At 69.6% G+C, this 19897-nt stretch carries 21 protein-coding genes; 14 read left to right on the top strand and 7 right to left on the bottom strand.

All coding sequences use genetic code 11. The annotated features are described in order from the left end of the window. Positions 1-143: 143 nt before the first annotated feature. Both BLU08_RS13855 and BLU08_RS13850 read left to right on the top strand, forming a co-directional pair. A complete protein-coding gene (locus tag BLU08_RS13855) occupies positions 144-353 on the top strand; it encodes a YdcH family protein (RefSeq protein WP_090200373.1) in 210 nt (69 codons plus the stop codon). A gap of 323 nt (positions 354-676) precedes the next feature. Next, positions 677-1153 (top strand): DUF1465 family protein, encoded by a 477-nt coding sequence (locus tag BLU08_RS13850; RefSeq protein WP_090200371.1) that lies wholly within the window; start codon positions 677-679, stop codon positions 1151-1153. 35 nt (positions 1154-1188) lie between these two features. On the opposite strand, the gene glpK is transcribed toward BLU08_RS13850, so the two are convergent. After that, on the bottom strand, positions 1189-2658 hold the full coding sequence (glpK, locus tag BLU08_RS13845) for a glycerol kinase GlpK (protein ID WP_090200368.1): 1470 nt from the start codon (positions 2656-2658) through the stop codon (positions 1189-1191). A gap of 111 nt (positions 2659-2769) precedes the next feature. Here glpK and BLU08_RS13840 point away from each other — a divergent pair, with 111 nt between their 5' ends. From BLU08_RS13840 to nadA, 3 genes are all read left to right on the top strand, one after another. Continuing rightward, positions 2770-3660: an MBL fold metallo-hydrolase gene (locus BLU08_RS13840; protein ID WP_090200366.1), complete on the top strand. Its 891-nt coding sequence runs from the start codon at positions 2770-2772 to the stop codon at positions 3658-3660. A 76-nt stretch (positions 3661-3736) separates the two neighbouring features. Next, a complete protein-coding gene (locus BLU08_RS13835) occupies positions 3737-4507 on the top strand; it encodes a hypothetical protein (RefSeq protein ID WP_090200364.1) in 771 nt (256 codons plus the stop codon). 80 nt (positions 4508-4587) lie between these two features. Next, complete coding sequence (nadA, locus tag BLU08_RS13830) at positions 4588-5616, top strand: quinolinate synthase NadA (protein WP_090200362.1); 1029 nt, start codon at positions 4588-4590, stop codon at positions 5614-5616. Here nadA and BLU08_RS13825 read toward each other — a convergent pair. Further along, positions 5613-6545, bottom strand: coding sequence for a DMT family transporter (locus BLU08_RS13825; protein ID WP_090200359.1), 933 nt, complete (start codon positions 6543-6545; stop codon positions 5613-5615). The genes nadA and BLU08_RS13825 overlap by 4 nt on opposite strands. Positions 6546-6613: 68 nt before the next feature. Between BLU08_RS13825 and BLU08_RS13820 the strand changes: the two genes are divergently transcribed. Continuing rightward, entirely contained in the window at positions 6614-7729 is a 1116-nt protein-coding gene (locus BLU08_RS13820; protein WP_090200357.1) for an alkene reductase, read from the top strand. A 3-nt stretch (positions 7730-7732) separates the two neighbouring features. On the opposite strand, the gene BLU08_RS13815 is transcribed toward BLU08_RS13820, so the two are convergent. Further along, on the bottom strand, positions 7733-8095 hold the full coding sequence (locus tag BLU08_RS13815) for a hypothetical protein (protein WP_090200355.1): 363 nt from the start codon (positions 8093-8095) through the stop codon (positions 7733-7735). Beyond that, on the bottom strand, positions 8086-8787 hold the full coding sequence (lipB, locus tag BLU08_RS13810; protein WP_090200353.1) for a lipoyl(octanoyl) transferase LipB: 702 nt from the start codon (positions 8785-8787) through the stop codon (positions 8086-8088). Before lipB ends, BLU08_RS13815 begins: the two co-directional genes overlap by 10 nt. A gap of 87 nt (positions 8788-8874) precedes the next feature. On the opposite strand from lipB, the gene BLU08_RS13805 reads away from it, so the two are divergent. After that, positions 8875-9726 carry a glycerophosphoryl diester phosphodiesterase membrane domain-containing protein gene (locus BLU08_RS13805; protein WP_157674569.1) on the top strand — a complete coding sequence of 284 codons (852 nt, stop codon included), beginning with the start codon at positions 8875-8877 and terminating at the stop codon, positions 9724-9726. A gap of 74 nt (positions 9727-9800) precedes the next feature. Further along, complete coding sequence (locus BLU08_RS13800; protein WP_233996003.1) at positions 9801-11144, top strand: MFS transporter; 1344 nt, start codon at positions 9801-9803, stop codon at positions 11142-11144. Positions 11145-11147: 3 nt separating this feature from the next. On the opposite strand, the gene BLU08_RS13795 is transcribed toward BLU08_RS13800, so the two are convergent. The 3 genes from BLU08_RS13795 to BLU08_RS13785 form a co-directional block, all read right to left on the bottom strand. Next, entirely contained in the window at positions 11148-11492 is a 345-nt protein-coding gene (locus BLU08_RS13795; RefSeq protein ID WP_090200348.1) for an arsenate reductase family protein, read from the bottom strand. 95 nt (positions 11493-11587) lie between these two features. Further along, positions 11588-12133, bottom strand: a complete 546-nt coding sequence (locus tag BLU08_RS13790; RefSeq protein ID WP_090200347.1) for a (2Fe-2S)-binding protein — start codon at positions 12131-12133, stop codon at positions 11588-11590. Positions 12134-12171: 38 nt separating this feature from the next. Next, the gene (locus tag BLU08_RS13785) at positions 12172-12936 is read right to left on the bottom strand and encodes a class II aldolase/adducin family protein (protein ID WP_090200345.1); all 765 of its coding nucleotides are present in this window, start codon (positions 12934-12936) and stop codon (positions 12172-12174) included. A gap of 138 nt (positions 12937-13074) precedes the next feature. Between BLU08_RS13785 and BLU08_RS13780 the strand changes: the two genes are divergently transcribed. The 6 genes from BLU08_RS13780 to BLU08_RS13755 are packed head-to-tail and all read left to right on the top strand — an operon-like array spanning position 13075 to position 19896. Beyond that, on the top strand, positions 13075-14490 hold the full coding sequence (locus tag BLU08_RS13780) for an MATE family efflux transporter (RefSeq protein WP_090200343.1): 1416 nt from the start codon (positions 13075-13077) through the stop codon (positions 14488-14490). A gap of 58 nt (positions 14491-14548) precedes the next feature. Beyond that, positions 14549-16972, top strand: a complete 2424-nt coding sequence (locus BLU08_RS13775; RefSeq protein ID WP_090200341.1) for a chemotaxis protein CheA — start codon at positions 14549-14551, stop codon at positions 16970-16972. After that, the gene (locus tag BLU08_RS13770) at positions 16969-17421 is read left to right on the top strand and encodes a chemotaxis protein CheW (protein WP_090200339.1); all 453 of its coding nucleotides are present in this window, start codon (positions 16969-16971) and stop codon (positions 17419-17421) included. Before BLU08_RS13775 ends, BLU08_RS13770 begins: the two co-directional genes overlap by 4 nt. A gap of 57 nt (positions 17422-17478) precedes the next feature. After that, positions 17479-17844, top strand: a complete 366-nt coding sequence (locus tag BLU08_RS13765; RefSeq protein WP_090200337.1) for a response regulator — start codon at positions 17479-17481, stop codon at positions 17842-17844. A 5-nt stretch (positions 17845-17849) separates the two neighbouring features. Then, positions 17850-18974 (top strand): chemotaxis-specific protein-glutamate methyltransferase CheB, encoded by a 1125-nt coding sequence (gene cheB / locus BLU08_RS13760; protein ID WP_233996002.1) that lies wholly within the window; start codon positions 17850-17852, stop codon positions 18972-18974. 19 nt (positions 18975-18993) lie between these two features. Then, positions 18994-19896, top strand: a complete 903-nt coding sequence (locus tag BLU08_RS13755) for a protein-glutamate O-methyltransferase CheR (protein WP_172801041.1) — start codon at positions 18994-18996, stop codon at positions 19894-19896. The last annotated feature ends 1 nt before the right edge of the window (position 19897 follow it).

Here is a 19897-nt window from a genome sequence, read left to right as displayed (position 1 = left end):
AGCTATCTTGCAAAGTCGTGAGAATCGGTGAATCGATGGCCGCGTAGCCATCCGCGGTGAAACGTTGGCGTGCTGGCGACGACGAGAGCCTGGCAGGGTAGCCCGCCGGTGCGGCAACGGGTTGGGACAGGCAGGCAGGCGGAATGACCGAGGCGGAGCTACGCAAGAAGCTCGAATTGCTGCGCACGGAGCATCGCGACCTCGACGCGGCCATCGCCGCGTTGACCGAGGCCGGGGAACGCACGGGCTTTGCCGACCAGTTGCAGATCGCGCGCCTGAAAAAGCGCAAGCTTCGCCTCAAGGACCAGATCGCGATAATCGAGGACGAATTGCTGCCCGATATCATCGCGTGATTCTTGCACAGCCCGGATGGGCTGCCGTATCCTCGCGCCTGCGGCGCTGCGGGCGCGCGGTCGCGCTTGCGGCGGACCAGTCCAGACCCCGCATAGGAGCGCCGGACCAATTTCAACCTCAAAAGGGAGCGCCAGCCCGGCCCGCGCAGCGGGTCGCAAGGCCGACCGGCCGCCCGCAGGCCCGCCAGGGCCGAGGATGCCGCAACCCCGATGGGCTGCGCCCAAAAAAACGTCCCGCCTAGGGACACTCCGATCTTTTGCCGGGAAAGTAACCATAGTTGAGTGGAGCATTCCGCAACCCCGGCCTAGCCCGGTGCCCGACTATGGCACGCACCAGCGATCTTTCCCGCCCGATCATCGAGGCGCTCTACACCGAGGCTCTGGTCCTCGCCGACGAGGTGCGCGCGGTCTTCGCCGCGGGGATACGGCCCACCGAGGATCTGCGCGCCGTACCTCCCGGCGCGCATGGCGCGATGCTCCGCCTCGCGCTCTCGACCGAGGGTTTGAAGACCACCACCCGCATGATGCACATCCTCGCATGGCTGCTGAACCAGCGCGCGTACTTTTCCGGCGAACTGACCGCGAGCCAGGTCCGGCGGCACGGCACGCTCCCGCCCGACCGCGAAGCGGACGCGGCGGCGCTCGCCCGGCTCGAACCGGAAACACGCGCGCTGATCGAGGAGACGGTCCAGCTCCATCGCCGCATCGCGCGGCTGGACGAAGCGTGGCGGCAGGGGTTCGCGATGCATTCCCCCGCGCGCGCCTTCCAGCAGCGCATCGGGCGCGAGCTCGGCGGCTGACGCCCGCGCCGCCAGCCGGGGTCAGGCTACCGGGTTCAGGCTGCCGCGAGCGCCCGCCGCCAGCGCGCCAGCCGTTCCTCGCGCACGTCGTCGCCCATCGCCGGCTCGAAACGGGTGAGCCTGCCCTGCATCGCCGCCGCCGCCGCCGCGAGATCGGGGTATAGCCCCGCCCCGGCCGCCGCCAGCATCGCCGCACCCAGCGCCGTCGTCTCGACGAAGCCGGGCCGCTCGACCGGGATCGCCAGCACATCGGCAAGATCCTGCGCCATCCAGTCGTTCGCCGCCATGCCGCCGTCGATCCTCAGCCCCGCCCAGGGCGTCCCGTCGGCGGCGAAGGCCTGCGCGAGGTCCCAGGTCTGGTGCGCCATCGCCTCGAGAGCGGCGCGGGCGAGCTGGGCCTTGCCGCTGGCGAAGCTCAGCCCCGCGATCACCCCGCGCGCCTCGGCCCGCCAATGCGGCGCGCCCAGTCCGGCGAGCGCGGGCACGATCGTCACCCCTGCGCTGTCGGGGATCGAGCGGGCGAGCGCCTCGGTCTCGTCCGCCACCTCGACGATGCCGAGCGAATCCCTCAGCCACTGCACGAGGCTGCCCGCGACGAAGACCGAGCCTTCGATGGCATAGGTGCGGCTCCCGCCGATCTGGGTCAGCACGGTCGAAAGCAGGCGGTGGGTCGAGCGCGGCACGGCGCTGCCCTGACTGGTCAGGATGAAGGCCCCGGTGCCGTAGGTCGCCTTGGTCTGGCCGGGCGCAAGGCAGGCCTGCCCGATCGTCGCCGCCTGCTGGTCCCCGGCGCAGCCGGTGATCGGGATCGGCCCGCCGAACAGGCGCGGATCGGTCCGGCCGATCTCGCCCGCCATGTCGATCACCTGCGGCAGGGCCGCACGGGGCACGCCGAAGAGGTCGCAGAGGCCTTCGTCGAAGCCGGGCGCCTCGAGATCCATCAGCAGCGTGCGGCTCGCATTGCTCGCATCGGTGACGTGCGCCCCGCCGGTGAGCCTGAACAGGAGCCAGCTGTCGACCGTGCCGAACGCCAGCGTCCCGGCCCCGGCCGCCGCCTTCACCGCGGGCACGTGGTCGAGCATCCAGCGCATCTTGGTGCCCGCGAAATAGGGGTCGAGCACGAGCCCGGTGCGGCGCTGCACCTCCTCCTCGTGGCCGGCTTCGCGCAGTTCCATGCAAAGCGGTTCGGTCCGCCGGTCCTGCCACACGATCGCGCGGGTCAGGGGCTCGCCTGTCGTGCGATCCCACGCCACCACGGTTTCGCGCTGGTTGGTGATGCCGAGCCCGGCGATCATCGCCGCCCCGCCCGCCTTCGGCACGACCTCGCGCGCGCAGGCCAGCGTCTTGTCCCAGATCTCCTGCGGATCGTGTTCGACCCAGCCGCTCTGCGGGTAATGCTGCGCCAGTTCCGCCTGGGCGCTCGCGACCAGCACGCCGTCGCTCGCGAAGAGCATGGCGCGCGTCGAGGTCGTCCCTTCGTCGAGCACGAGGATATGGTCGGACATCGGCGCTCCCTCTCTTCCTGCGCCCCGCTCCTAACGCGGGGCGCATCCCCAAGTCGAGGGGCCTGCCCGCACCCCTCGACAGGCCGGGCGCGCCCCGCCATATCCCTGGACATGGCAGAAATCCCCCCCAAGCCCTGGCCGACCGGCGAGGCCGAACAGGTCGAAGAGCTGGTCCGCCGCGTGCTCGCGCCGAACCCGTCGCCCTACACCTACACCGGCACGCAGACCTACGTGGTGGGCGAAAGCCACGGGCCGGACTGCGCGGTGATCGATCCGGGTCCGGCGGACGAGGCGCATATCGCGGCGATCCTGCGCGCCGTCGCGGGCCGCAAGGTCGCGGCGATCATGTGCACCCACACCCACCGCGACCACTCGCCCGCCGCCGCGCCCCTGTCCGAACGCACCGGCGCGCCGATCGCGGGCTGCGCGCCGCTGGTGCTGTCCACCGACCTGCCGCGCTCGGACGAGAGCTTCGATACGACCTATGCCCCCGACCGCGTGCTCGAGGAGGGCGAGGCGATGCGCGGGACCGGCTGGACGCTCACCGCCGTCGCGACGCCCGGCCACACCTCGAACCACCTGTGCTTCGCGCTGGAGGAATCGGGCGCGCTGTTCACCGGGGACCACGTCATGGGCTGGTCGACCAGCGTCGTCGTCCCGCCCGACGGCGACATGGGTGCCTACATGACGAGCCTCGAGAAGCTGCTCGCGCGCGAGGACACGGTCTACCACTCCGCCCACGGCGCGGCGATCACCAGGCCGCGCCAGCTCGTGCGCGGCATGATCGGCCACCGCCGCCAGCGCGAGAACCAGATCCTGCGCCTCTTGGGCGAAGAGGCCCGCGCGGTCGGCGAGTTCATCCCGGCCATGTACAAGGGCCTCGACGAGCGCCTCGTGCCGGCAGCGCAGATGAGCGTGACGGCGCACCTCATCGACCTCGAGAAGCGCGGCCTCGTGGCGCGCGAGGACGAGGCGGGGGTCGAAATCTGGCGCGGCGCCTGAAAAGCCTGTAAAATCGGTCGCCGGGTCGTGACTACACGCGAGTCGCGCGCTCCGCTGCGCGCGCGGAGGGGGAGCGATGGCAACCACGGCACCGCGCGCCGCGCCGGTCGAAGGCACGCGCTTTTTCACGATCATGGCTTTCGTCATGTCGGCAATCATCGTCACCGGGTTCACCGTGCAGGTCGCGCTCGGCCGTTCGACCTTCGCGGTGCCGTGGCCCTACCACCTTCACGGCGTGATCTTCATGGGCTGGATCGCGCTCTACCTGGCCCAGCACGTCACGATTTCCTCGGGCCAGCGCGAACTGCACGCCAGGATCGGCCAGCTCGCCCATGCCTGGGTCCCGGTGATGGTGATGGCGGGCGTTCTCGTCATGGTGACGGTGGCGCGGCGCACGGGCGGTCCATTCTTCTTCGCGGTCAACGAATTCCTCGTCAGCAACCTTGCGCTGCTGCTGTGCTTCGGCGGGCTGGCATGGTGGGCGCTCAGGGCGCGGCGCCATACCGGCTGGCACCGGCGGCTGATGCTGGTGGCGATGGCCGTGCTGACCGGGCCGGGGCTCGGGCGGCTGCTTCCGCTGCCGCTGATGATCCCCGACGCCTGGGTCATCACGACCTGCGCGACCTTCGCCTTCCCGGTGATCGGCATGATCGCGGACCTGCGGTCCTCTGGCCGGGTCCATCCCGCCTATTGGTGGGGGCTCGGCATCTATGCCGGGGTATTCGCGGCATCGATGGCGCTCGCCTACAGCCCGCTGGGCTATGCCTTCACCGACTGGGTGATCGCCGGGACCGCGGGGGCAGAACGCCCGATGGAGGCGTTCCTGCCGCCCGGCTTCACGATGTAGCGCGGCTCCTGCCGAAAACCGCTCGAAAATCGCGCGCTGCAACCTATATCGGCGGCAACGCACACAACAGGGTTTCGAGAATGAGCATCGCCACCAAAGTCCCGACCGGCAAGGATCTGCTCGGCGAGATCGACCGGCTGCGGAAGGAACGCAATGCCGTCATCCTCGCGCATTACTACCAGACCGCCGATATCCAGGACATCGCGGACTTCGTCGGCGACAGCCTCGAACTCAGCCGCAAGGCGGCGGACACCGACGCGGACGTCATCGCTTTCTGCGGGGTCAAGTTCATGGCCGACACGGCCAAGATCCTCTCGCCGGAAAAGACCGTGATCCTGCCCGACATGGACGCGGGCTGCTCGCTCGAAGACAGCTGCCCGCCCGAAAAGTTCAAGGCCTTCCGCGAGGCGCATCCCGATCACATCGCTCTGACCTACATCAACTGCTCGACCGAGGTGAAGGCGCTGTCCGACATCATCGTCACCTCCTCCAGCGCGGAGACGATCCTGCAGCAGATCCCGAGGGACCAGCCGATCATCTTCGGCCCCGACCGTCACCTCGGCGGCTGGCTGTCACGCAAGTTCGACCGCGAAATGCTGCTGTGGCCGGGCGTGTGCATCGTCCACGAGGCCTTCAACGAGACCGAGCTTCTGAAGCTCAAGGAACAACACCCCGGCGCGCCGGTCGCGGCGCACCCGGAATGCCCGCCGACCATCCTCGACCACGCCGACCACGTCGGCTCGACCTCGTCGATCCTCAAATACGCGCAGGAATTCGAGGGCGACACGCTGATCGTCGCGACCGAACCGCACATCATCCACCAGATGGAAAAGGCGCTGCCGGAAAAGAACTTCATCGGCGCGCCCGGCGCGGACGGGAACTGCGCGTGCAACATCTGCCCCTACATGGCGCTCAACACCATGGAAAAGCTCTACGTCGCCCTGCGCGACCTCGAGCCCCGGATCGAGATCGACGAGGACATCCGCCTGAAGGCGAAGCGCAGCCTCGACCGGATGCTGGAGATGGCAAGCGGTACGGTGGGCAAGGGCGACCTCGGCAGGGTCGAGATCGAGGACATGCCCAAGAGCGAGGTTCCGAGCGGGGACTAACCGTCCCCGGCAGCGGGCGCGGCCCTTCCCGCGCTCGCCCGCGCCACCGCCAGCGCGCTGCCCAGCAGCACCATCCCCGCCACGTCGAGCGGCGTGAGAACCTCGCCGAACACGCTCCAGCCGATCAGCGCCGCGACCGCCGGCTGGGTCAGCAGGGCGAGGCCGATGACGAGCGGCGGGAAATGGCCTAGCGAAAAGACCAGCAGGCCCTGCCCGACGAGCTGGCTCGAGACGAACAGGATCAGGATCGGGGTCCAGTCGGTCGGCCACACCGGCTCGCCCAGCACCAGCGCGAGCGCCAGCAGGACCGGGCAGGCGAAGACGCTCACCCAGACGAGCAGGCTCCACCCGCCGAAGCCGCCCCGCGCGCCCTGGAGGTTCAGCAGATAGACCGCGTAGAGCAGCCCCGCGGCAAGGCAGAACAGGTCGCCCACGAAGGTCTCCTGCGAGATTTCGAGGCTGCGCCCGAGCAATATCACCGCCCCGCCCAGCGCGCAGGCGATCGCGAGCCACTCCGCCCCGCGCGGCAGGCTGCGCGCGGCGATGAAACCCCAGAACAGCAGCACGATGCTGCCCGAATTGCCGAACAGGGTGGCGTTGGCGAGCCGGGTCATGCCGATGCCGGTGTGCCAGCTTGCAAGGTCGAGGGCAAAAGCGGTTGCCCCGATCGCCACCGCGATCATCGTCCGCCGCGGCATTCCGCCCAGCCGCTGGCCCGCCACCCGCGCGAACACCGCGAGGAAGGGAAGCGCCAGCAGCAGCCGCCAGAACGCCGCGGAGACCGGCCCGGTGTCGGCCAGCCGCACCAGCCACGGCCCTGTCGCCAGCGCAACATTGCCCGCCAGCAGCGCGGCGAGCAGCAGCCAGCCGCGCGCCCGCCCGGGCTGCCGCTTTCCAAGATATTCCGTCCCAGCCCCCTCTTTTTCCATGCTTGCGCCCTAGCTTCATCGCCTCCAAGTGAACAGCCAAGCGACAAGGCAACAGGAGAAATACGCCGATGCACGACGCCCTTTTCCAGCCGCTCACCATGGGCGCGCTCGAAGCGAAGAACCGCATCCTCATGGCCCCGCTCACCCGCGGGCGCGCGGCCGAACCGATGTTCGTGCCGAACGAGCTGATGGCGACCTATTACCGCCAGCGTGCCGGGGCGGGCATGATCCTGACCGAGGCGACCGGCATCAGCCGCGAAGGCCTCGGCTGGCCCAGCGCGCCCGGCATCTGGAGCGACGAGCAGGTCGAGGGCTGGAAGCTGACGACGAAAGCGGTGCACGAGGAAGGCGGGCTCATCGTCATGCAGCTCTGGCACATGGGCCGGCTCGTGCATCCCTGTTTCCTCGACGGCGAAGCGCCCGTCTCGGCGAGCGCGACGCAGGCGCCCGGGCAGGCGCATACCCCGGCCGGAAAGCAGGATTACGCCACGGCGCGCGCGCTTTCGAAGGAGGACATCGCGCGGGTCGTCGCCGACTATCGCCACGCGGCGGAGAACGCGAAGAAGGCGGGTTTCGACGGGGTCCAGCTGCACGGTGCGAACGGATACCTGGTGGACCAGTTCCTGCGCGATTCCTCGAACCTTCGGACCGACGAATATGGTGGCAGCCCGCAGAACCGCACCCGTTTCATGCGCGAGGTGCTCGAGGCGCTGGTCGATGTCTGGGGGGCGGACCGCGTCGGCATCCGCCTGTCGCCCAATGGGGAGACGCAAGGGGTGGACGACAGCGACCCGGCGGCGACTTTCGGCGCGGCGGCGCGGGTGTGCGAGGAGCTCGGCCTTGCCTTCGTCGAACTGCGCGAGCCCGGCCCCGACGGGACCTTCGGCGCGACCGACGTGCCGAAACAGAACCCCGTCATCCGCAAGGCCTATTCGGGGGCGCTGATCCTCAATTCGGACTACACCGCCGAGGCCGCCGAGGAAGCCGTCACCTCCGGCACCTGCGATGCGGTGAGCTTCGGGCGGCCCTATATCTCGAACCCCGATCTCGAAACGCGGATCGCGCGCGGGGCGCACTGGAACCCGAACAGGGACGTGCCCAAGAGCTGGTATTTCCCGATTCCGGAAGGCTACATCGATTACCCGACACTCGCCGAGGAAGAGGCCGAAAGCGCTCCTGCCTGAAGCCTAGTCGGGGGCGGGCGGGGCCACCGGCAGGGCGGTCGAAGCGGGCGCGGGCGCGGGGGTGTCGTCGCCCTCGCCTTCGCCTTCCGCCGCATCGTCCCCGGCCCTCGCGTCGGCATCGCCCCCGGGCGCGGCTCCGTTGCCGCCCTCACCCTCGCCCGGTTCGGGTTCGAGCGGCGGGGACTGCGAGCGCAGACGTTCGAGCGGCACCATCTCGTCGCTGATCGTCCCGCCCAGCACCTCGCCCGCGGCCTCGCCGCCCTGCCCGGTCTCGCGCGGGGCCTCGACCGCTTCGTCCTCGCAGGCGGCGAGCAGCAGGGCTGCCGCCAGCGCGCAGGCGGCGTGTCTCGAAAAGCTCAGCGGCATGAATTGCGTCCCGTCCTGTCCAGCGTGTCGAGAAATTCCCGCGCCCGCGCGATCAGCGCCGCGTCCCAGTCCTCGAGGCTCACCGGCCGGCCGAGCCGGGCGAGGCTGGTCACCCCGAATTCCTCGATCCCGCACGGCACGATCCCCGAAAAGTGCGAAAGGTCGGGGTCGAGATTGACCGAAAATCCGTGCATCGTGACCCAGCGCCGCACGCGCACCCCGATCGCGCCGATCTTCGCCTCGCGCCCGTCGATGTCGCGCGTCCAGATGCCGACGCGGCCCTCGCTGCGCCAGGCATCGACCCCGAAATCGGACAAGGTGGCGATCACCCAGCCCTCGATCGCATGGACGAAACAGCGCACGTCCTTGCCGCGGGTATTGAGGTCGAGCATCAGGTAGCCGACCCGCTGGCCCGGCCCGTGATAGGTGTAGCGCCCGCCGCGCCCGGCCTCGACCACCTCGAAGCGCGGATCGACCAGTTCGGCCGGGTCCGCGCTGGTCCCGGCGGTGTAGACCGGCGGGTGTTCGAGCAGCCAGACCAGCTCGCGTGCCCTGCCCGCGGCGATGGCGGCGTTGCGGGCCTCCATCCCGGCGAGCGCTTCCGCATAGGGAACTGCGGCCTGCGACACCCGCCACTCGATCGCCGGATCGGGTGCGAAACGGGCCGCGGAATCGGGAGCCGTGCTTGCCATGGGGCCTGCGTGGGGGCATTAGCGGCGCATATCAAGAGGCAAGCGGCGCGACCGGAGCGTGCCGGTTTCAGGTGAACGGGGATCGACATGACACGCACGGCGAGGAAACTCGACATGGGCAAGGCCTGGAACGACGCCATGGCGCTCCTCTCGGCCAATTTCGGGGTGATCGCGACCGTGGTCGGCCTGTTCTATTTCCTGCCCCAGTTCGCGGTCGCCATCCTCGCCCCCGGAACGATGGAACAGGGCGAGGTCGACCTGCCCGACGACGCCACGCCCGAGATGGTGATCGAGGCCATGAGCGCCGCGTTCCAGGAAGCCTATACCGAAAACTGGCCCTTCCTCCTGCTCACCGTGCTGCTCGGCTATGTCGGGGCGCTGGCGGTCCTCGCGCTGCTGCGGCGGGGCGGCAATCCGACCGTGGGCGAGGCGCTCAGGGCGGGGGCGATCGGCACGCCGAGCTATTTCGCCACCCAGATCCTGTTCGCGATCGGTGCCGGCCTCGTCTTCGGGCTGCCGGTCGCGCTGGTCGCGGCGGTCGCGCCGATCGGGGCGGCGTTTCTCGCCCTGCTGCTGCTGGTGGTGCTGGTCTATGCCGCGTTCAAGCTGATCCTCGTCCCAGCCGTGATCGGGATCGAGAGCGAGCTCAACCCCTTTGCCGTCATCGCCCGGTCGTGGCGCCTGACCAAGGGCAACACATTGCGAATCTTCGTCTTTCTCGTCCTGCTGTTCATCGTAATCACGCTCATCACGGTGATCGTGACGCTCGTCTTCACCCTCGTCTTCTCGGCGATGGGAGACGAGGTCGAAAGGATCGGGAACGGCTTCGTCGGCGCGCTCGCCAATGCAGCGACCGGCGCGATCTTCCTCACCGTGTTGGCGGCGATCCACCGCCAGCTTTCGGGCGACGGCGAGCGGGTGGCCGAAACCTTCGAATAGGGCCGCACGCGCCAGGGAGGGGGCAGGCCAAGCCCGATTGCGCGAATCCGCGCCCTCGCCTAGCGCAAGCGGCGATGGCCGATCCCGATCCCGCAGTCCTGAAAATGAGGCAGAGCTCGATCTCGCGCGGGCGGATGGCGCTGCTTTTCACCGTCATGCTGGTGACGGCGGCGGGCAACACCGCGATGCAATCGGTCATGCCCTCGATCGGCACGGCGCTGGGCGTTGCGGACGTGTGGATCAGCCTCGCCTATTCGTGGTCGGCGCTGCTGTGGGTGGTATGCGCGCCGATCTGGGCGCGGCGTTCGGACCGGCGCGGGCGCAAGGCGATGATGGCGCTCGGCCTGATGGGCTTCGTCGTGTCGATGACCTTGTGCGGTCTCGCCCTGTTCGCCGGCCTTTCGGGCTGGCTGGGGGCGCTGTGGACGCTGATCGCCTTCGCCGCGGCGCGCAGCCTCTATGGCGGTTTCGGCAGCGCGGCGCCGCCCGCGGTGCAGGCCTATGTCGCGTCGCGCACGCCCCGGGCCGAGCGCACGCAGGCCCTGTCGCTGATCGCCTCGAGCTTCGGGCTCGGCACGGTGATCGGCCCCGCGCTCGCCCCGTTGATGGTGCTGCCCTTCCTCGGGCTCGGCCTTGTCGGGCCGTTCCTGTGCTTCGCCGCGATCGGGCTGGCGGCGCTGATCGTGCTGCGCCTGCGCCTGCCCAATGACGAACCGCAATTCGCCGCGCGCGGGTTTGCCGCGCCCTATTCGAGCGGATCGGGCGCACCGAGCGATCCCGATGCGAGTTTCGAGGCGGAGGAGACGGGCGAGCCGGGGCGGCTCAGCTGGTTCGACGCGCGGCTCAGGCCGTGGGTGATCGCGGGCTTCTTCGGCGGTCACGCGCAGGCCATGGTGCTCGGCATTTCGGGTTTCCTCGTGCTCGACCGGCTGGGCCTGCGCGACACGCCGGCCGAGGGCGCGGGGCCGGTCGGCCTCGTCCTGATGAGCGGGGCGATCGCGACCCTGCTCGCGCAATGGGGCCTGATCCCGCGGTTCGATCTCGGCCCGCGCGCGGCGACGCTGTGGGGCCTCGCGATCGCCGCCTTCGGGACGAGCGTGCTCGCCGCGGGCGAGACGATCCACACCATTGCGCTGGGCTATGCCATCGCCTCTCTGGGCTTCGGCCTGTTCCGGCCGGGCACGACTTCGGGAACTTCGCTCGCCGTCACGCGGGCCGAGCAGGGGCAGGCTTCGGGCATCGTCGCGAGCCTTGCGGGGGCGAGCTACATCTACGCCCCGGCGTTGGGCGTGTGGCTCTACAACCATTCGGACTGGCTCGGCTTCGGCCTGATCGTCGCGCTGTGCCTCGGCGTGCTGGTGCACGGGTGGTTCGCGCTGCAATCGGACCGCGACCTTACAGGCGCGAGCGGGGACTGAGCCTCACAATATCTCCAGCACCTTGTCCTGCGGCCGGCACAGGCGCACGCCCTTCTCGGTTTCGACGAGCGGGCGTTCGATCAGGATCGGGTCGGCGACCATCGCATCGAGGATCGTGTCGATGTCCGCATCTGGCAGGCCGCGCGCGGCTGCATCGGTGCCGCGCAGGCGCAATCCGTCTTTCGGGCTGATCCCGGCATCGAGATAGAGCTGCACCAGCTTTTCGCGCGTCGGCGGGTCCTTGAGATATTCGACCACCGTGAGCTCGACCTCCGACAGGTTCTCGAGGATGGCGAGCGTCTTGCGGGAGGTGCCGCAATTGGGATTGTGCCAGATCGTCGCCTTCATGCCCGTTCTCCTGCCGCGTTTCGCCGATTCCGCATAGCCACGTCGCGGCGCAAAAGCCACCGGCGCGCGCCGCGGTGCGGGAGAAGGTCCGTTCCCTAGCGCGGCCCGACGGCGGGCCTCAGGGCCGGGACCGCTTCGGCCGCATCATCGGCGCTGATGCCGGGCGGCGGGGCGGCGCTGATGGTCTCGCGCCGCTGCTGCACGCGCCCCGCGCGCTGCACCGCCCGCACCAGCCGCGGATAGACCCCGCAGCGGCAGATATTGGGGATCGCCTCCTCGATCTCCTCCTTCGAGGGCGCGGGATTGCGCTGGATGAGGGCCGCGGCGGCGATCACGATGCCGGGGGTGCAATAGCCGCACTGGATCGCCTGTTCGGCGACCATCGCCTGCTGCACCGGGTGCGCGCGATCGCCCGACAATCCTTCGATCGTGGTGATGAAGCGCCCCTCGGCCTCGGCCAGCGTGATCCGGCACGAGCGCAGCGCCACCCCGTCGACCAGCACCATGCACGCGCCGACACAATCGCCGCCACAGGCCTTGGTGCCGGTCAGGTTCATCGCATCGCGCAGCGCGTGGACGAGCGGCATTTGCGGGTCGAGGTCGAACCGCACGGGGCGGTCGTTGACCGTCATGCTCGACATGGCGGGCTGTCCTCAGGTGCGCGGGGCCGCGCCGGGGGTCATTGGCGCCAGCTGTCGTCGATCCGGTCGATCCGGCGCTTCCACGCCTCGAAATCGAACACGCCAGCGCCGCCCTGACCCGCCATCACCGACAGGTCGCGCTGGTGGACGTCGATCACCTCCTGCGGGACAAGCTGCGGATCGCCCATGCCGAGCGTCGCGACCTGGATCTCGCAGGCGCGCTGCAGCGCCCACATCTTCACGAACATGCCGGCAATGGTCCTGTCCATCACCACCGGGCCATGGTTGCGCAGCATCAGGATCGAATGCTGCCCGAGATTCTCGACCAGCCGCTCGCCCTCCTCGGCGCGCACGGTGATGCCTTCGAAATCGTGGTAGCCGATCTGGCCCTGGAAATTGCAGGCGTAGAAATTGGTCGGCAGCAGGCCGTCCTTGTGGCTGCACACCGCCATGGTCGCGGTGGTGTGGACGTGGCAGATCGCCGCCGCCCGCTCGCCGAGGTGCCGGTGGAAATGGGCGTGCTGGGTGAAGCCCGCCTTGTTCACCATGTAGGGCGAACCGCCGACATTATTGCCCTCGACATCGATCTTGACGAGGTTCGACGCCGTCACCTCGTCGTAGAGCAGGCCGAAGGGGTTGATGAGAAAGGTGTTCTCCTCCCCCGGCACCTTGAGCGAGATGTGGTTGTAGATCGATTCCGACCAGCCGAGATGGTCGAAGATGCGATAGCAGGCGGCAAGGTCGAGCCGCGCCTGCCATTCCTCCTTGCTGCATTCGATCCCCGGTTTGAGCTGGGTTGCCATGGCGTCCTCCTCCGTCGCGTTTCGGGCATTGCCGCGCTTATCGCACGGCTTCGCGGATCACCGCAAGCGCGGCCACGGGGGCGAGTTGCACGCTTTGCCTTTGCCAAGCGGCACCCCCGCCATTACCTCGCTTGTCGCATGAGCGCGGCGAGCAAGGCGGAAACGGGAGAATTCGAGGCGGCGGCCGGCGGGCCGAGCGCGCCGGCCAAGCTCGTCACGGGGAGCATTGCGCGCCACCTCGTGACGCAGACCCTGCCGATGATCGTGGGCGTCGCGGCGATCATGTCGATCGGCCTCGTCGATGCCTATTTCGTCGGCAAGCTGGGGCCGGACGCGCTCGCCGCGGTTTCCTTCATCTTCCCGATCTCGGTCGCGCTCACCTCGCTTGGCGTGGGGCTGATGGTGGGGATCAATTCCGTGGTCGCGCGGGCATTGGGCGAAGGGGACGCCCACAAGGCCGCGCGGCGAGCCAATTTCGGCATCGCCTTTGCCAGCGGGGCGGGGATCGTGATGGGGCTCGGCCTGTTCCTGCTGCTCGACCCGATCTTCGCGCTGATGAACGCGGGCGCCGACACGCTTCCGCTGATCCGCACCTATATGCAGCCCTTCGCGCTGGGCTTTCCGCTGCTGTTCGCGATCATGGGCTTCAACGGCGTGCTGCGCGGGCAGGGCGAGGCGCAGAAGACCAGCCTCGTCTCGATCACCTATGCCGCGGTGAACTGGGTGCTCGATCCGATCCTGATCACGGGCGCCTTCGGGTTCGAGGGGCTCGGCATCGTCGGCGCTGCCTATGCGACGGTGGCGGGCTGGGCCTGCGGGGTGGCGGTCGCGGCGATGCTGGTGAGGCGCTGCGCGGTCCCGCTCGACCTGCGGGTGATCTTCGAGGGGCGGGTGCTCGACCCGGCGCAGGCGATCCTGCGGGTCGGCCTGCCCGCCGCCTTCTCCAACGCGATCAACCCCTTCGGCCTTGCCATCCTGACCGCGCTGGTCGCGCTCGAAAGCGAGGCGGCGGTCGCGGGCTTCGGCGCCGCGGGACGGCTGCAGAGCTTCGCCACGGTGCCGCTGCTCGGCCTGTCCGCCAGCATCGGCGCGATCGTCGGCCAGAACTGGGGGGCGAAGCAGTTCGACCGCGCGCGCGAGGCGGCGCTGCTGGCGGGCGGATTCTGCATCGCCTGGGGCCTGTTCATCGCTGTCGGCATGATCACGGCGGGGGACTGGTTCGCGGACCTCTTCACCGACGATCCGCCGGTGATCGAGGAATTCAAGACCTATCTCGAGATCGCCGCCTGGGGCTATGCCGGGTTCGGCCTGCTGATCGTCGGCAACGGCATCATGAACGCGATCGACAAGGCCGGCTACGCCCTCGTCCAGTCGATCGGGCGCGTCTTCGTCGTCATGCTGCCGGTCGCCTGGCTGCTGCAGGACAGCTGGGCGAGCGAGGCGGTCTATGCCGCCGAGCTCGCCGCCAACGTCTTCGGCGCGGTTTCGGCGATCGGGCTCGTCTGGTGGCTGTTCGACCGCGGCCAGGGGCGGACGCGGGACCGGCAGCGCTAGGCCTTCGTTAACCATCGCCCGTCATAAAGCGCGGACCGATGCAACTGGGGCGCGCAGGATGGACGATCTGCTGGCGGACTTCGTCGCCGAAACCCGCGAGATGCTGGAGGCGAGCGAGGGCGAGATCATCGCCTGGGAAGCCGATCCGGCCGACCGCGCGCGGCTCGACGCGATCTTCCGCTTCGTCCACACGGTCAAGGGCAATTGCGGCTTCTTCGACTTCCCGCGCCTCGCCGAACTCAGCCACGCCGCCGAGGACGCGCTCGCCGATTGCCGGGCCGGGCGACGCGTCGCCGACAGCGCGCTGGTCTCCGCCGTGCTCGCGATCATCGACCGGATCGCCGCCATGGTCGACGCGATCGAGGCGGGCGAGGATTTCCCCGAGGGCGGGGACGAGGCGCTGATCGCCGCCCTCGCCGAGGAACCCGAGATCGAGATCGACGCGCGCGAGGAAGCCGCCCCCGCCGGCGCAGCGGACCCGGCGGAAGAAGACGGCGCAGCAGAACGCAGCGAGACCCGCTCCGCCTCCGCCCACACCGCGACACAGCGCTCGATCCGCCTGCCGGTCGAACTGCTCGACCGGGTGATGAGCGGCGTGTCCGACATGGTGCTCGCCCGCAACGACCTCGCCCACCGCTTACGGCAGGCGGGCAACCAGCCGACCATCGACGGACCGTTCGAACGGCTGACCACGATCCTGTCCGACGTGCGCGACGCGATCACGCGGATGCGGATGCAGCGCATCGAGACCCTGTTCGCCTCGCTCCCCCGGCTCGTGCGCGACCTGTCGGGCGAACTCGGCAAGCAGGTCATGATCGATCTCGAGGGCGGCGATGTCGAACTCGACCGCGAGATGATCGAGGTGGTGCGCGACCCGCTCACCCACATCATCCGGAACGCGATCGACCACGGGGTCGAACCCCCGTCCGACCGGCTCGCGGCGGGCAAGCGCGAGATCGCGCTGCTCTCGATCGCCGCGCGCCAGTCGGGCAACACGATCTCGATCGTGGTCAGCGACGACGGGCGCGGGCTGGACGAGGCACGGATCGCGACCAAGGCCGTCGCCACCGGGCTCATCAGCGAAGCCGAGCGGCGCGAGATGGGCCGCGACAAGATCCTCCAGCTGATCTTCGAACCCGGCTTCTCCACCGCCGAGAAGGTCACCGGCGTATCCGGGCGCGGGGTCGGGCTCGACGTGGTGCGGCAGAATCTCGAACGCGTCGGCGGCTCCATCAAGGTGTCGAGCCAGCCGGGCGTCGGCACGCTCTTCACGCTCCAGATCCCGCTCACCCTGTCGATCATCGCGGGGCTGACGGTCGAGACCGGCGAGCAGCGCTTCGCGATCCCCCAAAGCTATGTCGAGGAGATCGTCCATTCCTCGGCCAAGGCGCTCGACTACACCCGCATGGGCGAAACCGCGCTCATCACCTTCCGCGGCCAGCGCGTGCCGTGCCTTCTCGCATCCGACGTGCTCGGGCTCGATTGCGGCGACATCGCAGAGGGCGACCACACCATGGTCATGCTGCGGCTTGCGAGCGGCGACCTCTTCGCGCTCGCGGTCGACCGGATCCACAGCCACGGGGACCTCGTCGTGAAACCGCTCGCACCCGCGGTAATGAAGAGCGGCTATTACGCCGGCTCGACCCTGCTCGACGACGGGCGGCCCGTCCTGCTGCTCGACGTGACGAACATCGCGGCCATGCACCACTTCGTCTCGGACGCGCGCACCCGCGTGCTCAAGGGGACGCCCGACAACGCCGGCCGCGGCGCGAACGAAGCGATGCGGGCGATGCTCTTCACCGATTTCGCCGGACGGCGCAGCGGCATCCGGCTCGAACTGGTCAAGCGGATCGAGACCGCGCCCGCATCCGCGGTCGACCGCAGCACGGGGCGCGCGCGGGCGGTGATCGACGGGGTGATCCTGCCGCTGGTCGGCCTGCCGGACGGGCCGCTTCCTGCCGACAAGGTGCGCCTGCTGCGCCTGTCGGACGGGGCGTGCGAACTCCTCCACGCGGTGGCCGAGGTCGACGACGCGGTCGAACTGACCGAACCGCTGATACCCGTCGCCGACGATCCGCTGATCGAGGCGGTGACGCTGGTCGCGGGGCGGACCGTGACCCTCATCGACGGGCACGATCTCTTCGCCCGGCACGGCGAACCGCCCGAACCCGCCGCGCGCCCGCTTGCCCGCCTGCCCGAAAGCGAATGGGCGCGCACCATCCTCGCCCCGCTCGTCGTCTCGGCCGGATACGAGATCGCCGAGCCGAACAGTGGCGGGGACGAGGTCGCCCTGACGATCATGTTCGAGGATGTCTACGAAGTCGCCGCCGCGCTCGACCGACCGGTCGCGGGGCCGGTGCTCCGCCTGAGCGACCAGCCCGACCGAGGCGGTGCGGAGACGATCTACCGCTATGACCGGGCGGCGCTGGTCGACGCGCTGCACCGGGCGCGCAACCGCCAGAACCGGGGAGACGCCGCGTGAACGACCTCCTCGTGATGACCCAGATCGCCGGGCGGCGCTGCGCGCTGCACGCGCATTACGTGAGTTCGGTGATCGAGATCGGCGCGGTCACGCCGGTCCCGCGCACCCCCGCTTTCATCGCCGGGATCACCGCCATGCGGAGCCAGGCGCTGACCGTCATCGACTGCCGCCTCGCGCTCGGCTTCGGGCGCGAGGGCTGGGCGACCGATCACCGCGCCGCGGTGGTCGCCGTGGCGGGCCATTCCTATGCCCTCAGGGTCGATGCGATCGTCGACATCACCACGGGTTCGGCCGAAGCGGGGCAGGTCCCCGGCGGGTTCGGCCCCGAATGGTCGCGCGTTGCGACCGGCATGATCGAGACCGCGATCGGCCCCGCCCTCCTGCTCGACCTGCCCGCCCTGATCGCGGGCCCGGCCGGCGGGCAAGAGCCTTTCGGTGCAGCGGCTTAATCCAAAACTTACCTCTTGTCCTTACGCTCGCCTGACGAAACCACGACCGGGGGTCCCATGAAAACGTGCCTGATCGTCGATGATTCGCGGGTGATCCGTAAGGTGTCGCGGCACATCCTCGAGACGCTCGGTTTCACCGTGAGCGAGGCGGAAAACGGCAAGGAAGGGCTGGAGGCCTGCGAGGCGGCGATGCCCGACGTGATCCTGCTCGACTGGAACATGCCGGTGATGACCGGCATCGAGTTCATCACCCGGCTGCGCCAGCGCCCCGGCGGCGATGCGCCCAAGGTCGTGTTCTGCACCACCGAGAACGACGTTGCCCACATCCGCGAGGCGATTTCGGCCGGGGCGGACGAATACGTGATGAAGCCGTTCGATCACGAAACGCTCCAGATCAAGCTCCAGCTGGTCGGCTTTGCATGAACCGGGTGCCGAAACCGGGTGATCGCAAGGCTCCCGAGCGGGCCGCCGAGATGCGCGGCGCGATCCGGGTGATGATCGTCGATGATTCGCTTACCGTGCGCACGATCTTCAAGCGGATGGTGGAAAGCGACCGCTCGATGGTCGTCACCGGCACCGCGAGCAGCGCCGAACGCGCGATCGTCCAGCTCGAAAGCACGCCCGCCGACGTGGTCCTGCTCGACCTCGAAATGCCCGGCATGGGCGGGCTCGAGGCACTGCCCCGGATCCTCGCGACCGCCGACGGCGTGCAGGTGCTGGTGGTCTCCTCGCTCACGCAGGACGGGGCCGAGCACACGCTTGCCGCGCTTTCGACCGGCGCGGCCGACACCATGCTCAAGCCGCGCCCGGGCGGTTTCAACGAGGATTACCGCAACCAGCTCCTCGCCAAGATCCGCGCGCTGGGCGGCAGCGCGGCCGAAGCGATCGCGCTCGAGGAGGCGCTCGTGCGCCCCGCGGCGGGCACTGGCGGCGGCCTGCCCAAGGGCGAGCGCCTGCTGCGCGCCAAGCGGCCCGAAGTGCTTGCCGTGGGCGCCTCGACCGGGGGCATCCACGCGCTCAACCTGATGCTGCGCGGCCTGACGGCGGAATTCGACCTGCCGATCTGCGTCACGCAGCACCTGCCCTCCTCCTTCATGCCGGTCTTCGCCCGCCAGATCGAGGTCGCAAGCGGGCGCCGCGCCCTCATCGCCGAGGACGGCACGCCGATCCGCCCGGGCGAGATCGCCGTCGCCACCGGCCACGGCCACATGGTCGTCGAACGGCGCGGCGAAGACCTCGTCGCGCGCGTCTGCGGAGAGCCCATGCCGAGCGGCTGCCTGCCCTCGGTCGACCCGATGCTCGCCAGCCTTGCCGAGGCCTGCGACGGCCGCGCGCTCGGCGTGATCCTCTCGGGGATGGGCCGCGACGGGGCCGAGGGCGCCGCCGCGCTGCACCGCGCCGGGGGCACGATCTTCGCGCAGGATGCCGAAACGAGCGCGGTGTGGGGTATGCCCGGCGCGGTCGCCAAGGCCGATCTTGCGACTCTCATCGCCCCGCCCGAGACGCTGGCCGAGGCAATCATGGGCCTGGTTCCCGCCACGCTTGCCCGCTAGGCCGGGACACGGCGGACGCATGATCGATTCCAGCAGGGCCTCGCACCAGATCGTCGCCGACCTGCTTGCCGAACGCACCGGCCAGCAGCTCACCGAAAGCCGCCGCTGGCGCGTCGCGAGCGCGCTTGCCGGCGTGTTCCGCGAATACGGCATCAGCAATGTCGACCAGCTCGTCTGCCTGCTCGACGAACCGCGCCGCCGGTCCTCCGACCGCGACCTCGCGACCGAAGTGGTCGAGGCGCTGCTCAACAACGAGACCTATTTCTTCCGCGACAAGGCGACCTTTGACCAGCTGCCGGCCGACATCCTCCCCCTGCTCGCCGAGCGGCGCCGCGAGACACGGCGGCTGACGATCTGGTCGGCGGGCTGCTCGACCGGGCAGGAAGTCCTCTCGCTCGCCATGCTGTTCGCCGAACAGAAGGAACGCTGGGCGGGGTGGACCATCGACATCCTCGGCACGGATGTCTCGCACAAGGCGATCGGCGCCGCGCGCACCGGCCTGTTCAGCCAGTTCGAGATCCAGCGCGGGCTCGGCGTCGCCCAGATGCTGCGCCATTTCGAGGAAACGCCGGCGGGCTGGCAGATCCACGAGGAGGTGCGCCGCATCACCCGCTTCCAGCAGCACAACATCCTGTCGGAGCCGCCGCTGCGCCAGCCGGTCGATCTCATCCTATGCCGCAACGTGCTGCTCTATTTCGACCAGGCGACGCGCCGCCGCGCCTTCGCGCGGCTTGCGGGCGCGCTGGCCCCGGACGGGTTCCTGATGCTCGGCGCGGGCGAAACCGTGGTCGGCCAGACCGAGGCCTTCGTCCCCGCCGACCGCCGGGCGAGCATCTACCGCCCCGCCCTGCCCGCCTCGCGTGCCGACTGCCCCGGCCCGGCCGCGACATCCCGCACGGGCTGGGTGGTTTCGCCGGGCTGAG

Origin of the sequence: Erythrobacter sp. HL-111 (assembly GCF_900105095.1) — a bacterium.
In the GTDB taxonomy this organism is placed as follows: domain Bacteria; phylum Pseudomonadota; class Alphaproteobacteria; order Sphingomonadales; family Sphingomonadaceae; genus Erythrobacter.
The sequence above is the reverse complement of the archived record's forward strand: the minus strand, read 5'-3'. Positions and strand labels throughout refer to the sequence as shown.

Bases quoted from the DNA above. Each gene is read 5' to 3' on its own strand.
- BLU08_RS13855 (WP_090200373.1), top strand. From the start codon at position 144: ATGACCGAGGCGGAGCTACGCAAGAAGCTCGAATTGCTGCGCACGGAG.
- BLU08_RS13850 (WP_090200371.1), top strand. From the start codon at position 677: ATGGCACGCACCAGCGATCTTTCCCGCCCGATCATCGAGGCGCTCTAC.
- glpK (WP_090200368.1), bottom strand. From the start codon at position 2,658: ATGTCCGACCATATCCTCGTGCTCGACGAAGGGACGACCTCGACGCGC.
- BLU08_RS13840 (WP_090200366.1), top strand. From the start codon at position 2,770: ATGGCAGAAATCCCCCCCAAGCCCTGGCCGACCGGCGAGGCCGAACAG.
- BLU08_RS13835 (WP_090200364.1), top strand. From the start codon at position 3,737: ATGGCAACCACGGCACCGCGCGCCGCGCCGGTCGAAGGCACGCGCTTT.
- nadA (WP_090200362.1), top strand. From the start codon at position 4,588: ATGAGCATCGCCACCAAAGTCCCGACCGGCAAGGATCTGCTCGGCGAG.
- BLU08_RS13825 (WP_090200359.1), bottom strand. From the start codon at position 6,545: ATGGAAAAAGAGGGGGCTGGGACGGAATATCTTGGAAAGCGGCAGCCC.
- BLU08_RS13820 (WP_090200357.1), top strand. From the start codon at position 6,614: ATGCACGACGCCCTTTTCCAGCCGCTCACCATGGGCGCGCTCGAAGCG.
- BLU08_RS13815 (WP_090200355.1), bottom strand. From the start codon at position 8,095: ATGCCGCTGAGCTTTTCGAGACACGCCGCCTGCGCGCTGGCGGCAGCC.
- lipB (WP_090200353.1), bottom strand. From the start codon at position 8,787: ATGGCAAGCACGGCTCCCGATTCCGCGGCCCGTTTCGCACCCGATCCG.
- BLU08_RS13805 (WP_157674569.1), top strand. From the start codon at position 8,875: ATGACACGCACGGCGAGGAAACTCGACATGGGCAAGGCCTGGAACGAC.
- BLU08_RS13800 (WP_233996003.1), top strand. From the start codon at position 9,801: ATGGCCGATCCCGATCCCGCAGTCCTGAAAATGAGGCAGAGCTCGATC.
- BLU08_RS13795 (WP_090200348.1), bottom strand. From the start codon at position 11,492: ATGAAGGCGACGATCTGGCACAATCCCAATTGCGGCACCTCCCGCAAG.
- BLU08_RS13790 (WP_090200347.1), bottom strand. From the start codon at position 12,133: ATGTCGAGCATGACGGTCAACGACCGCCCCGTGCGGTTCGACCTCGAC.
- BLU08_RS13785 (WP_090200345.1), bottom strand. From the start codon at position 12,936: ATGGCAACCCAGCTCAAACCGGGGATCGAATGCAGCAAGGAGGAATGG.
- BLU08_RS13780 (WP_090200343.1), top strand. From the start codon at position 13,075: ATGAGCGCGGCGAGCAAGGCGGAAACGGGAGAATTCGAGGCGGCGGCC.
- BLU08_RS13775 (WP_090200341.1), top strand. From the start codon at position 14,549: ATGGACGATCTGCTGGCGGACTTCGTCGCCGAAACCCGCGAGATGCTG.
- BLU08_RS13765 (WP_090200337.1), top strand. From the start codon at position 17,479: ATGAAAACGTGCCTGATCGTCGATGATTCGCGGGTGATCCGTAAGGTG.
- BLU08_RS13755 (WP_172801041.1), top strand. From the start codon at position 18,994: ATGATCGATTCCAGCAGGGCCTCGCACCAGATCGTCGCCGACCTGCTT.